Annotated in this window: 12 protein-coding genes; 2 read left to right on the top strand and 10 right to left on the bottom strand. The window is 63.2% G+C overall.

Features of this window, described 5'->3' with window-relative positions:
* Position 1: 1 nt before the first annotated feature.
* The 3 genes from V6607_RS17625 to V6607_RS17615 form a co-directional block, all read right to left on the bottom strand.
* Positions 2-511 (bottom strand): cytochrome P460 family protein, encoded by a 510-nt coding sequence (locus V6607_RS17625; protein WP_003215197.1) that lies wholly within the window; start codon positions 509-511, stop codon positions 2-4.
* Positions 511-1,551, bottom strand: coding sequence for an alpha/beta hydrolase (locus V6607_RS17620; RefSeq protein ID WP_003215199.1), 1,041 nt, complete (start codon positions 1,549-1,551; stop codon positions 511-513). Before V6607_RS17620 ends, V6607_RS17625 begins: the two co-directional genes overlap by 1 nt.
* A gap of 133 nt (positions 1,552-1,684) precedes the next feature.
* Complete coding sequence (locus V6607_RS17615) at positions 1,685-2,212, bottom strand: GNAT family N-acetyltransferase (protein ID WP_134326727.1); 528 nt, start codon at positions 2,210-2,212, stop codon at positions 1,685-1,687.
* Between the two features lie 150 nt (positions 2,213-2,362).
* Here V6607_RS17615 and V6607_RS17610 point away from each other — a divergent pair, with 150 nt between their 5' ends.
* A complete protein-coding gene (locus V6607_RS17610) occupies positions 2,363-3,490 on the top strand; it encodes a sensor domain-containing diguanylate cyclase (RefSeq protein ID WP_032899500.1) in 1,128 nt (375 codons plus the stop codon).
* A gap of 3 nt (positions 3,491-3,493) precedes the next feature.
* Here V6607_RS17610 and V6607_RS17605 read toward each other — a convergent pair whose 3' ends face one another.
* From V6607_RS17605 to V6607_RS17575, 7 genes are all read right to left on the bottom strand, one after another.
* Positions 3,494-5,170, bottom strand: a complete 1,677-nt coding sequence (locus V6607_RS17605; RefSeq protein ID WP_134326726.1) for an ATP-binding protein — start codon at positions 5,168-5,170, stop codon at positions 3,494-3,496.
* A gap of 140 nt (positions 5,171-5,310) precedes the next feature.
* Entirely contained in the window at positions 5,311-5,730 is a 420-nt protein-coding gene (locus V6607_RS17600) for an organic hydroperoxide resistance protein (protein ID WP_087695064.1), read from the bottom strand.
* A gap of 139 nt (positions 5,731-5,869) precedes the next feature.
* Positions 5,870-6,727 carry a CAP domain-containing protein gene (locus tag V6607_RS17595; protein WP_003215212.1) on the bottom strand — a complete coding sequence of 286 codons (858 nt, stop codon included), beginning with the start codon at positions 6,725-6,727 and terminating at the stop codon, positions 5,870-5,872.
* An 81-nt stretch (positions 6,728-6,808) separates the two neighbouring features.
* Complete coding sequence (locus tag V6607_RS17590; protein WP_008436370.1) at positions 6,809-8,134, bottom strand: MFS transporter; 1,326 nt, start codon at positions 8,132-8,134, stop codon at positions 6,809-6,811.
* Positions 8,135-8,192: 58 nt separating this feature from the next.
* Complete coding sequence (lhgO, locus tag V6607_RS17585) at positions 8,193-9,386, bottom strand: L-2-hydroxyglutarate oxidase (protein ID WP_003215216.1); 1,194 nt, start codon at positions 9,384-9,386, stop codon at positions 8,193-8,195.
* Positions 9,387-9,492: 106 nt separating this feature from the next.
* The gene (locus tag V6607_RS17580) at positions 9,493-10,203 is read right to left on the bottom strand and encodes a FadR/GntR family transcriptional regulator (protein WP_008436372.1); all 711 of its coding nucleotides are present in this window, start codon (positions 10,201-10,203) and stop codon (positions 9,493-9,495) included.
* A 46-nt stretch (positions 10,204-10,249) separates the two neighbouring features.
* Entirely contained in the window at positions 10,250-11,476 is a 1,227-nt protein-coding gene (locus V6607_RS17575) for an MFS transporter (RefSeq protein ID WP_134326724.1), read from the bottom strand.
* A gap of 111 nt (positions 11,477-11,587) precedes the next feature.
* Here V6607_RS17575 and V6607_RS17570 point away from each other — a divergent pair, with 111 nt between their 5' ends.
* Positions 11,588-12,478, top strand: a complete 891-nt coding sequence (locus V6607_RS17570; protein WP_134326723.1) for a LysR family transcriptional regulator — start codon at positions 11,588-11,590, stop codon at positions 12,476-12,478.
* Positions 12,479-12,653: the final 175 nt, after the last annotated feature.

Below are 12,653 nucleotides of genomic sequence, written 5' to 3'. Positions count from 1 at the left end.
GCTAAGGCGCCAGCCGGGTGAACACATAATCATGGTTCTTCACCAGCGCCTGATGGCAGGCAAAGCACGTCTCATGCTGAGCCTGGTCCACCGGCTTGCCATTGATGAACCGTCCAAAGCCCCAGCCTCCGGTCGCTGCGTATTTCTTCGAGTCCTTGACCATGAACTGCACGGTGGTCGCCGCACCAGGAATCGACGCGGTCTTGAACTCCGGCGATTGCACGTGCTTCCAGGCCAGTTTCGCCAGCACGGTGCCGTCGGGGAAGGGCAGCGTGCCGTCGCGGTACGCCTTGAGCGCCACTTTATTGCCCAGCACCACCCGCAGTTCATTCAGCGGGTCGGCTTCCTGTGCCGGCGCGATCAGCTCCCATTGGCGGTAGCCGTCGGGAATGGTCACGCCGTAGATCGGCGAAGGCTCGCTGGTAGCCGGGCCGCCAAAGGCGAACCCGGTAGCGGTGGCCACCACGGCAGCTGTTGCAGCGACGAGTGCAGCAAGATGCAGGCGCTTCATCACAGGTGGTCCGCATCGATCACAGCCTTGGCAAAGGCTTGCGGTGCTTCCTGCGGCAGGTTGTGGCCGATGCCGCCGCTGATCAGGCGGTATTCGTACTTGCCGGTAAAGCGTTTGGCATAGTCCTCTGCTGCCGGGTGCGGCGCGCCGTTGGCGTCGCCTTCCATGGTGATGGTGGGTACGTTGATGGAGGGTGCAGTGGCCAGTTTCTGTTCCAGCGCAGCGTATTTTTTCTCGCCCTGCACCAGCCCCAGGCGCCAGCGGTAGTTGAAGATCGATACGGCGACGTGGTCGGGGTTGTCCAGGCCTTTGGCGCTGCGGTCGAAGGTGGCGTCGTCGAATGCCCATTTTGGCGAGGCGATTTGCCAGATCAACTTGGCAAAGTCGTGGGTGTTTTTCGCATAGCCGGCGGCGCCGCGATCGGTGGCGAAGTAGAACTGGTACCACCATTGCAACTCGGCCTTGGGCGGCAATGGGTTCTTGCCCGCGGCCTGGTTGCCGATCAGGTAGCCGCTGACCGATACCAGCGCCTTGACCCGCTCAGGCCACAACGCCGAGACGATGTCGGCGGTGCGCGCACCCCAGTCATAGCCGCCGAGCACGGCCTGCTTGATCTTCAGCGCGTCCATGAAGTCGATCAGGTCGACGGCGAGGGCGGCCGGCTGGCCGTTGCGCAGGGTCTTTGCCGACAGGAAATGGGTATCGCCATAGCCGCGGGCGTAAGGCACCAGCACCCGGTAGCCCTGGGCGGCCAGCAGCGGCGCTACCTCGGAGTAGCTGTCAATGTCGTAGGGCCAGCCATGCAGCAGGATCACCACCGGGCCATCGGCCGGGCCGACTTCGGCGTAGGCCACATCCAGCAAGCCGGCTTTCACATGCTTCAACGGGCCGAGCGCGCTGTGGGCAGTTGCGCTGGCAGCCGCAGGTGCTTGCGCGTCCTGTGCACTGGCGACGCCGAGGGCACCGAACTGCAACAGCGCAAAGGCCAGCAGCGACGCGCCCATCAGGCGGCGGGGTGGGGTGTTCAACTGTGTGTGCATGGTGAGTCTCCGGCGGCGGGTGGTGTGCCTGGCTCACAGTTGAACGTAGTTGTGTATCCCGTCTGTTTCGAGAAAACCCGTGGGTTAAAGGTTTTGTATCGCAGCGGTGTTTGGACACACTGCGATACAAAGGTCAGAGGGCCCGCCGGGCCACATACACCAGGCTCGGCGCCTGACCGGGTACATCGTCCAGCTCATCGATGTACTGCATGCCGATTTTCTCCAGCACCTTGATCGACGCTATATGCGCCGGACGCACCACGCCGTACACCTGCGGCTGGTCCAGCTCGACAAACGCAAACTGCAACGCCGCCCTGGCAATCTCGGTTGCAAAGCCCTGGCCCCAGGCGGTGACCGCAAAGCGGTAGCCCAGGTTGATCCGCTCAACGTCGTTGTAGGGGTACAAGGTGATGCCACCAAAGCCGATCACGCAGCCCGGCGCCTCTTGTGTAGTAATCGCCCATTGGCCAAAACCATGTTCTGCCCAGTGCAGCAGCCAGCGAGCCAGGGCGGCCTCGGCTTGGCCCAGATCGGTAAAGGGGCCTGCCGGGTTGTAGCGGTTGGTCTCGGGATCGCCATAAATGGCAAATACACTGGCCACATCGTCGGCCGCTGCGGGCCTGAGAATCAGGCGTTCGGTGGTTATCGGGTGGGTATTCATGGGTGGACTCTGATCCTTGGAGCGAGCGAGAAGGTGTTCACCTATATTTATCCTGCTTTCGGCGCTCTAGCACGCTTGATTCAGTTGTTAGGGCTACTGGCAGGATGCCACAATGGCACTTTGTCGCGGCAGTAAGATCAGGCGGACCAAATGAATGGCCTTGGGCGTGGGCAGGACCAGGATTGCTTCATCGAGGAGCAGGTACGAACAGATCGATTGCACCAGCTGTTTCGCCAGTCATTCTCTGCAGTGTTCGGCAGTTATATGGCGGCCGCCATGCTGTGCTGGCTGTGCTGGGAACGTTTTGATCACCGGGTAATGCTGGTCTGGCTGGTGGTATTGGCGGGGACGTCGTTGCTGCGGGTGTGGATGTTCATGGACTGGTTTCGCTGCCCCAACAGTGAACGCACCCCCGCGCGCTGGGAGCGGCGCTACTGGGTAACGCTGATGTTGTCGGCCGGGGTCTGGGGCATCGGCGCATTCGCCCTGATGCCCACCGACGACCGCCTGTCCCAGGCCCTGGTGATGTTGTTCACCGTGGGCATGTCGGTCAGCGCAGTCTCGTGTTATTCGGCCTATCGCTACATGACCCTGGTCTCCATGGGCCTGGTGCTGCTGCCGTGCACCCTGTGGCTGCTGTTTCAACCGTCGTCGATGCAAGTCGGCATGGCCCTGGCGGTGCTGGTGTTCTCTTCGTTTGTCGGTGGCGCCACGCGCAAGCTGTCGGATGCCCTGGAAAAAGCCTTTCGCCTGACCCGGCAAATGGAACGTGCCCACAACATCTCCGCTCGCGCCGCACAAACCGACGAACTCACCGGCCTGATGAACCGCCGGGCGTTTTTCGAGCATGCGCAGTTGCTCTACGAACAGTGCCGGCATAACCAGCAGCCGTTGTGCGCGCTGATGATGGACATGGACCACTTCAAGGACATCAATGACACCTACGGGCACCAGGCCGGGGACCAGGTGCTGCGTCAGATCGGCGGGGTGATCAGCGCGTCGTTTCGCCAGGCCGATGTGTATGGGCGGCTGGGGGGCGAGGAGTTTGCGGTGCTGCTGCCGGATACGTCGCTGGAGACCGGGCGGGACATCGCCGAGCAGTTGATCAAGGCCATCGCCGGGCTGACCAGCGAGCCGGTCCAGGGGTTGACCGCCAGCCTCGGCGTGGCCTGGGCCCGCGCGGTGGACCAGGACCTGCACGGCCTGATGAACACCGCAGACAAGGCGCTGTACCGCGCCAAGGCCCTCGGGCGTAACCAGGTGGCCGTCGCGGAATAGGCCTCAGCCCTTGAGCAGCGCCTTGGCCAGCACCTGTGAGACCTGGTCGGCCGAGTAGGGCTTGGGCAGGAACACCAGGCCTTCATAGCCGCTTTCCGCCAGCTCCTCGCTGTAGCCCGAGGTCAGTACCACCGGCAGGCCGGGCCGGCGGCGTCGCAGTTCCCTGGCCAGGGCCACCCCGGTGATGCCGGGCATCACCACATCGGAAAACACTGCATCGAACCCCAACGCGTCTGCGCCGGCCAGTTCCAGCGCCTGTTCGGCATTGGTTGCCCAGGTGGTCTGGTAGCCGAGGTCCTGGAGGATCTGATTGGCAAAGCGGCCCACTTCCAGGTTGTCTTCCACCACCAGGATATGGCGCTGGGCGCATTCGGTGATCAACCCGCAGGTGTCCGGGGTGTCTCGTTGGAAGCTCTCTTCAGGTACCACTTGCGGCAAGTACAGGGTAAACACCGTGCCCTGGCCGACCTGGCTGGCCACATCGACGTTGCCGCCCGATTGCTTGGCGAAGCCGAACACCTGGGACAGTCCCAGGCCGGTGCCCTTGCCGACTTCCTTGGTGGTGAAGAAGGGTTCGAAGATGCGCTCGAACGTCTCCCCGGGAATCCCGCTGCCGGTGTCGGTGAGTGAAATGGCGATGAACGCCTGGCGTGAACCGGCGTCACCACGGATGCTCGGCAGTGCTTGATCGGCGTCCAGTCGCAGGGTCAGGCTACCCTGGCCGTTCATCGCGTCCCGGGCGTTGAGGGCGATGTTGATCAGGGCGGTTTCAAACTGGCTGGAGTCGGCGCGGATGTAGCATGGCTGCCCGGGCAGTTCGACGTGCACATGAATCCGCGCGCCAGTCACCGTCTCGAGCATCTCGCCGATGTTTTTCACCCGCAGGCCTGCATCGAACACTTCCGGGTTCAGCGGCTGGCGCCGGGCAAATGCGAGCAACTGGCTGGTCAATTTGCCGGCCCGGTCCACGGTGTCGGTGACCGCGCTCATGTAGCGCTGGCGACGCTCTTCGGACAGGCTCGGCATCCGCAGGAAGTCGACGGATGAGCGAATGATGGTCAGCAGGTTGTTGAAGTCGTGGGCCACGCCACCGGTCAACTGGCCGATGGCTTCAAGCTTTTGCGATTGACGCAAGGCGGCTTCGGTCTGGGTCAGCAGGGTGGTCCTTTCGGTGACGCGCTGCTCCAGGCTTGTATTCAGCTCGGCCAGGCGCTGGGACAAAACCACGGTGGCGGTGGTTTCGGTCACGGTGTCGAGCATGCCGACCACCTTGCCCTGTACGTCGCGGATCGGGCTGTAGCAGAAGGTGAAGTACGCCTGCTCCGGCGCGCCGCCGCGTTCGATCGTCAGCGGGAAGTTTTCGATAAAGGTGGCTTCACCTGCGAAGGCGGCATCCGCGATCGGACTGATCTCGGGCCAGGCTTCCTGCCAGATCTCGTTGAATGGCTGCCCGAGGGCATCAGGCTTGTCGCCGAGAATCGGGATAAACCCGTCGTTGTAAAGCGTGATCAGCGCAGGCCCCCAGACGATCGCCTGGGGGAAACTGGAGGCAAGGCACAGGGCGACGGTGGTCTTCAGTACGTCCGGCCAGTGTTCCAAAGGCCCCAATGGCGTATTGGCCCAGTTGTGATGCCGGACCCGTTCGGCCATTTCGCCGCCGCCTTGCAGCCAGTTTGTCATTCGGTGAACGCCTTCTTGCCACGGTTCGCTGAGGTAGGGATGCCAAGCTACAGACATCCCGGGACTCAGCCAGTTCAGCGGGATTATCCACTAGATGGCACTTTAGTGTCTCGGCCGGATAATGCTTTGCTGAGCTCCCTTCAGGCCACCGTAATCGTTACCGCGATATTGCCGCGGGTGGCCTTGGAATACGGGCACGTCTGGTGGGCACGGTCCACCAGTGCCTGCGCCGCCGAGTGTTCGATACCCGGCAGGCTGACCCGCAGGCGCGCCTGCAGGTAATAGCCATCTTCCGGGCTGTTCACCAGGTCCACTTCGGCACTCACTGCCGTGTCGGCGGGCAGGCGGATGTGAAGGGTTTGTGCGGCTTTGCCCATTGCGCCGATAAAGCAGGCGGACCAGCCGGCACCAAACAGTTGCTCGGGGTTGGTGCCGGGAGCCTTGGAGCCGGGCGGCGACAGCTTGATGTCCAGGTGCAGGTCATCGCTGTGGGACGCGCCTTCACGCCCGCCGGTGGTGTGGGTTCTGCCGGTGTAGAGCACGGTGCTGTTCTGGGACATGACGGTTTCCTCGCAAGTGGCCCGGGGTGGGCCGGTGTGCACAGGAAACCGCGCCGGCGTATCCGCAATGTGTCATCGCCGGGGGCCTGCACCTCGCAGTGTGTCGCCTCGCCGGGAAGATACGTTGGGATACAAACCGTTATTGCTGCTGCACGCCAAACAACCCGGTCCAGTAGATGCCGGCATCACTTTTCGGGTCCATGGCGTAGGCGGCGCCCATTTCGCGGAACTGCGGGTTCATCAGGTTGGCACAGTGCCCGGGGCTGGCCAGCCAGCCGTCGACCACCTTGCGTGGGGTGTCCATGCCGGCGGCGATGTTCTCGCCGATCTGCTGGCCGATGTAGCCCGCCAGTTCAGCCCGGTCACCCGGGGTGCGGCCATCGTGGTCCAGGTGATCGAAGAAGTTGCCGTTGGCCATGTTGCGCGCGTGGCCGGCGGCGGCGTTGGCGAGTGCTTCGTTCCAGCTCAGGGGTGTGGTGGCGGCAAAGGCCTGGGCGCCACATTGGCGTGGTTGCTGGCGGGCGGTGTTGATCAGGTCGAGCACCTTCTTGCCTTCGGTCTGGGTCTCGCCCAGGCCGCTGGTCAGCAGCGGGCGGGCCAGCACGATGCGCCAGTCCTGGCCGCTGTTGCTCACGCCGATATCAATGAACTGCGGGTCGAGCACCACCCGGCAAAAACTTTCGCGCACGGCTTTCATCGCGGCTTCGGCGTTCCTGGGCCCGGACAGGCTGATGGCCTGGACGTTGACCATCGGGTACGCCGCCCGCGCCAGCGCCTGCTGCAAGTCGCCGACACTGTTGACCGGCAACACCAGCCGCGTGTCGCTGGCCAGCGGTGGCAATTCCTGGGAACCCTGGTTGCCGCAGCGCTGGACCTGGCTGCGGTATTGATTGATCGAGTCGACCAACAGGCTTTCTTCACCCGCCTGCGCCTGGGCGGTAAACACCAGACTGGCGGCCAGCGTCGTAAGACCCATCATCAATGACAGAACGCGCATGGACGTTTCCCTTGAGCTTGAAAGTGCCCATGATGCGCGATGAAGGGGCATCCATGCACCCGTTGGTCCGAACTTTTTGCCTCAGTTCTTGAATGCCGAGTGTTTACGGCCCTGATCGCACAAGGCGAACACCACCACCAGCAGGGACGAGATCGCGAGGATTATCACAACGCCATCAGTGGAGTGAGTGGCCGACGCCGCCACCATCGACAACGCCCCTAATGGCGCCAGGCCACCCGCGATCGCGGTGCCGATTTCCCGCCCGGTGCCAAAGCCCGAGGAGCGGGTCTGGGTCGGGAACTGGCGGCTCAGGAACGAACCCTGCGGCGCAAACATCATCGGCGCGAGGATGCCGGTGCCCACGCCAATGGCGACATAGATCATCAGGCTTTCACCGGTATTGAGCAGCGCAAGGAACGGGTAGGCAAACAGCAGCGACAGCAGGCCGCCGAGCATCAGCACGGTCTTGCTGCTCCACTTGTCGCACAACCAGCCGAAGCATGGCACGGCGACGATGGCGATCAGGCTGGCAATGGTCACCGACAGCGACGTGACGTGCACATCGACACCCTTGAACTGGGTGAGGTAAGCCAGGGAAAAGGTCTTGAAGATGTAGCTCAGCGCGTTGTAGCCAATCGCCACGAAGAACACTACGGCCAGGCCCTTGAGGTCGTTCTTGAACAGCGCCTTGAGCGGCGACGCCTTGGCCTTTGCGGTTTCCTTGCTCAGTTCCTTGAATTCCGGGGTTTCCGGGATGCTGTTGCGCACCCACAGGCCCACACCCACCAGCGCGATGCTGCAAATGAACGGAATCCGCCAGCCGCCGGCCAGCAGGAATTCATTGCCGTTGATGGTCAGCAGGTACACGGTCAGCGAAGACAGCAGCAAGCCCAGGTTCAGCCCGAGCGCCGGCCATGCACCCTGGCTGCCGCGCTTGCCTTCTGAGGCGTGCTCGTAGGAGGTAACCGCCGCGCCGGACAGTTCGGCACCGGCCCCCAGGCCCTGGATGATGCGGATAAACACCAGCACGATCGGCGCCCAGATGCCGATGGAGGCGTAGCTGGGGATCAGCCCGATCAGTGTGGTGCACACGCCCATCATGCAGAAGGTCAGCACCAGCACTTGTTTACGCCCGAACTTGTCGCCCAGGTAGCCAAACAGAATGCCGCCGAACGGGCGCGCGATGAAGCCGATGGCAAAGGTGGAAAACGCCATCAGCGTAGCGGCTTTCGGGTCGCTGTTATCGAAGAAAATCTTCGAGAACACAATCGCCGCCATGGTGGCGTACAGGTAAAAGTCATACCACTCCAGCATCGAACCGAAGATCGTCGCGGCCGCGACTTTGCGCAGGCGTTTCCTGGTTTGCTCGGGGGTTTCAACGTCCGGGGTGCGGGCTGTAGCCGTCATTCTGTACTTCCTTATGAGTCATTATATTTATTGTCAAAGTGAGGCGTGGTGCGGTGCGTCAGTGGGGCTTGAACATGCGGTCGGCGATCATCGAACCGATGGGAATCGCAGAGGTGGCAGCGGGTGAGGGCGCATTGCACACGTGGAGCATTCGGGGGGTCTGGGCGAACAGGAAGTCGTGCACCAGGGTGCCGTCGCGCATCACGGCCTGGGCGCGGATGCCGGCTTCATAAGGCAGCAGGTCTTCGATGTTGAGCGATGGGCAGTACTTGCGGCACTGCTCCAGGTAGCCGGACTTGAACAGCGAGTTTTTCATCTCGACGCTGCCCGAACCGAGGTTCTGCCAGATGGTTTTCCAGAAACCCGGGAAGCTCGCGTACTGCGCCACGTCGCGCCAGTTCACCGAGAATTTGCGGTAGTTCTCGCGACCCAGACCGAGTACGGCATTCGGGCCAACGGTGACGCTGCCGTCGATCATGCGGGTCAGGTGCACGCCGAGGAAGGGCAGCTCCGGGTCGGGAATCGGGTAGATCAGGTGGTTGACGATGGTGTTCTTCGATTCCGGCAAGCGGAAGTATTCGCCACGGAACGGGATGATCTGGTGGTCGATCTTGACGCCGGCCATCACGGCCAGGCGGTCCGATTGCAAACCTGCACACACCACCAGATGCCTGGCCTGCCAGCTTTCGCCCCGGGTGCTGACGGTGACTTTGTCGGTGTCCTCGACGATCGCAGTGACGGTGCGTTCCAGGCAGATTTCCCCGCCGGCGCGACGAATCACCCGGGCCATGGTTTCGCAGACTTCGCGGTAATCGACAATGCCGGTGGCGTCGAGAAACAGCCCGCCCAGCCCGACGATGTTCGGTTCGCGCTGGCGCAACTGGTCGGCGTCCAGGCGTTCGACTTTCATGCCGTTGAGCTGCGAGCGGGCGTACAGCGCTTCCATCCGTTGTACTTCCAGATCAGTCGAAGCCACCAGCAACTTGCCGCACACCTCGAACTTGATCCCGTGCTCGGTGCAAAACTGCTTGGTGGCTTCGGCGCCACGTTTGCACAAGTCGGCCTTGAGGCTGCCCGGCGCGTAGTAGATGCCGGCATGGATCACGCCGCTGTTATGGCCGGTCTGGTGTTTGGCCAACAGGCTTTCCTTCTCCAGGATCACCAGCGAGGCGTTGGGCTGGCGCTTGAGCAACTCCATCGCGGTGGCCAAACCGACGATGCCGCCGCCGATGATGCAAAAGTCATAAATCATTGTTTTGGGTACCTACGCATTTCAGTCTGCTTATCAGGTTGTCAGACTAATGGTTCTGTTAAAAAAACAGCGCGCCATCGGCACGCTTTAAACGGGTTCGGATCGGTCAATTGATAGCGGGCAGTTCCAGATGCAGGCGCCTTGCTGCGGCGCGCAAGTGAGCCTCGGCACAGGCGGCAGCGCCTTGGGCATCACCGTCGACGATGGCCTGGTAGAGCGCAGTGTGTTCCTGGGTGGCATCGGCCGAGCCGCTGACAAAGCGGGTGGCGGAGTTTTCCCAGGCGGTCTTGCGGGCGCTGGCCAGTTGGCTTCTGAGGAAGTCATGGAAGGCCACGAAATAGTCGTTCTTGCTGGCCTCGGCGATGGCGCGATGGAATTCCACATCGGCCAGGGCGGCGGCGTCGAAGTCGGCGCGCTTGTCGTGCATTTCCTGCAGGGCGGTCTTCATGCGCTGCAGGTCGGCGGCGTCGCGGCGTTGGGCGGCAATCGAGGCGGCCTGGGTTTCGATCCACAGGCGCACTTCGAACATTTGCGCCAGGTCCGGGCGGCGACCGTTTTTTTCCGGGAAGCGGAACACGGTGCCGGCCGGGGTTTGCGAGATAAATGAGCCCAGGCCACGCCGCGCAGTCAGTACGCCATCGGCCTTGAGCTGGGCAATCGCTTCGCGCACCACCGAACGGCTGACATTGAGTTGTTCAGCCAGTTGCTGTTCGGTGGGCAGGCGCGCTTCGGGCGCCAGTTGGCCGGAATCGATTTCTGCACGAATGGCGCTGACAACGCGCATAACGAGCGAATCAGGGCGCTGGAGCTCAAGCATGGGAAAACCTTGGTAATCAGGTTGTCAGACAATAGTCGTTACGATTTTACCTTGTCAAGACAGGTGTTACGCGGAACCGGGCGCGTAGGGCCAGGAAAAGACCTACACCAATCAGTGCCAATGCCACGCCGAACGTGGCTTGCATCCCACTTCCCACGTCGGCGGGAGTGGCCGTGGAGAGGTCACCTGAAACGTGCGCAAAGACAGCACCCAATGCCGAGGCGCCTGCGATCAGCCCCACATTGCGCGACAGGTTGAGCAAGCCGGCGACTACGCCACGGCGGTCTGGCAGTACGTCGCTCATCACCGCGGTGTTGTTGGCGGCCTGAAACTGGGCGTAGCCGAGGGTGAGGATGATCAGCGGGGCGATGTACCCGGCAACCCCAAGGTTCAGCGGCGCCAGCGAGAGCAGCAGGCAGCCCGCCAGCATCGCCAGCAGCCCGGCGATGGTCATCGGGCCGCAGCCGAAACGGTCGGTCAAGCGTCCCGCAGGGATGCCCGTCAATGCCGAAACGCAGGGCCCGACTGCCATTGTCAGGCCCATCCAGGCGGGGTCGAGGCCTGCACCGTGGGTCAGGTAGAAGGGCCCGACCACCAAGGTCGCCATCATCACCGCCGATACCAGCGCGCTCATGGCCAGGCCAGCGCTTAGCGTTGAATCCCGTAAAGTCGACAAGAAACTGAACCCGGATTGCGCGGGCTGTAGCCCATGGCGGTCGACGCGCAGATAGCGCCGGGCGAGGGCAAATGTCAGCAAACCCAGCGGCACGGTGATGAAAAACAGCGCGCGCCAGCCAAACCCCGCGATCAACACCCCGCCAAGGCTTGGCCCCAGCGCGGTACCCATGGCCGACATCGTGCCCAGCAACCCCATGGCGCGGCCGGTGCGTTCCTTGGCCACGGTCTCGCCCACCAGCGCCATGGTCATCGCCATCATGATCGCCGCGCCCAGGCCTTGCAGGGCGCGGGCCGCAATCAACAGCCCGAGGGACGGAGCCATGCCGCACAGGGCCGAGGCAACGGTGAAAAGCAACAACCCGGCCAAGAGCAGGCGGCTGCGGCCCATCAGGTCGCCCAGTCGCCCGACGCTGACGATCACCGCGGTAATCGCCAGCAAGTAGGCGAGCACCACCCACTGCGCCGCCTGGAACGATGCATCAAACGCCTGCACCAGGCTCGGCAGGCCGACGTTGGCGATGCTGGTGCCCAAGGACGCCAGCAACATGGACAGTGACAGGGCGACGAGAGCGCCACGGGGTGCAGGTGATTTCATCAAGAGGCTCCAGGGTTTGACCGCTGTCAGAAATCTACGCCGTCACCTAACATGGCGGAAGGCGCAGCATTTGCACTTTATACGTGCGCCAAACGCCCTATGAGGTTTGCCGTGTCGACACCTGATTTCAATCTGCTGGTCACCCTGGATGTGTTGCTCGCCGAAGGCAGCGTCGCCCGTGCCGCTCAACGCTTGCGCCTGAGCCCGTCGGCGATGAGCCGGGCGCTGGCGCGACTTCGGGAAACCACCGGCGATCCGTTATTGGTCCGTGCCGGCCGCGGCCTGGTACCCACGCCGCGCGCTCTGGCGTTGCGCGAACAGGTCAGTCAGTTGGTGCAGGACGCCGAAGCGGTGTTGCGACCCGCTGCGACGCTGGATGTGAGCCAACTGGTACGCACCTTCACCTTGCGCACCAGCGACGGATTTGTTGAAAACTTCGGCCCGGCGCTGTTGACGCGGATCGCCCGGGAAGCGCCTGGCGTGCGGTTGCGCTTCGTGCACAAGCCGGACAAAGGCAGTACGCCGCTGCGCGATGGCAGTGTCGACCTGGAAACCGGCGTGGTCGACAGCAGCGCCAGCCCCGAGGTGCTGACCCAGGCGCTGTTCCGCGACCGGTTTATCGGCGTGGTGCGCAAGGGCCATCCGCTCAGCCAGGGCGAAGTCACGCCGCAGCGCTTCGCCGAAGGCCAGCACATCTACGTGTCCCGGCGCGGCCGTGATCAGGGCCAGGTCCATCAAGCCCTTGAAGCGCTCGGGCTGACCCGGGACGTGGTGACCATCGTCGCCGGCTTCTCGACCGCCCTGGCCCTGGCCCGCAGCACCGACCTGATCGCCAGCGTGCCGGAGCGGCATACCGCCAACCTGCACAGCGACCTCTACCGCTTTGCGCTGCCGTTCGTGTTCCCGGACTTCACCGTATCGATGCTCTGGCACCCGCGCCTGGACGCCGACCTGGCCCATCGCTGGCTGCGCGGTTGCCTGCGGGAGGTATGTGCGCAATGAGCCGAGCAGCCCCCTTGTGGCGAGGGAGCTTGCTCCCGCTGGGCTGCGAAGCAGCCCCAAAACCTGCATCCTGTTTCCCGCGAAAAGAACGCGGCGCGCTTAATGGGGCTGCTACGCAGCCCAGCGGGAGCAAGCTCCCTCGCCACAATGGGTGCTTGCGGGTCCACGGCGGCCC

Origin of the sequence: Pseudomonas sp. KK18 (assembly GCF_037094675.1) — a bacterium.
Taxonomy (GTDB): domain Bacteria; phylum Pseudomonadota; class Gammaproteobacteria; order Pseudomonadales; family Pseudomonadaceae; genus Aquipseudomonas.
Note: the sequence above shows the minus strand (reverse complement) of the source record. Positions and strands in the feature narration are given on the sequence as shown.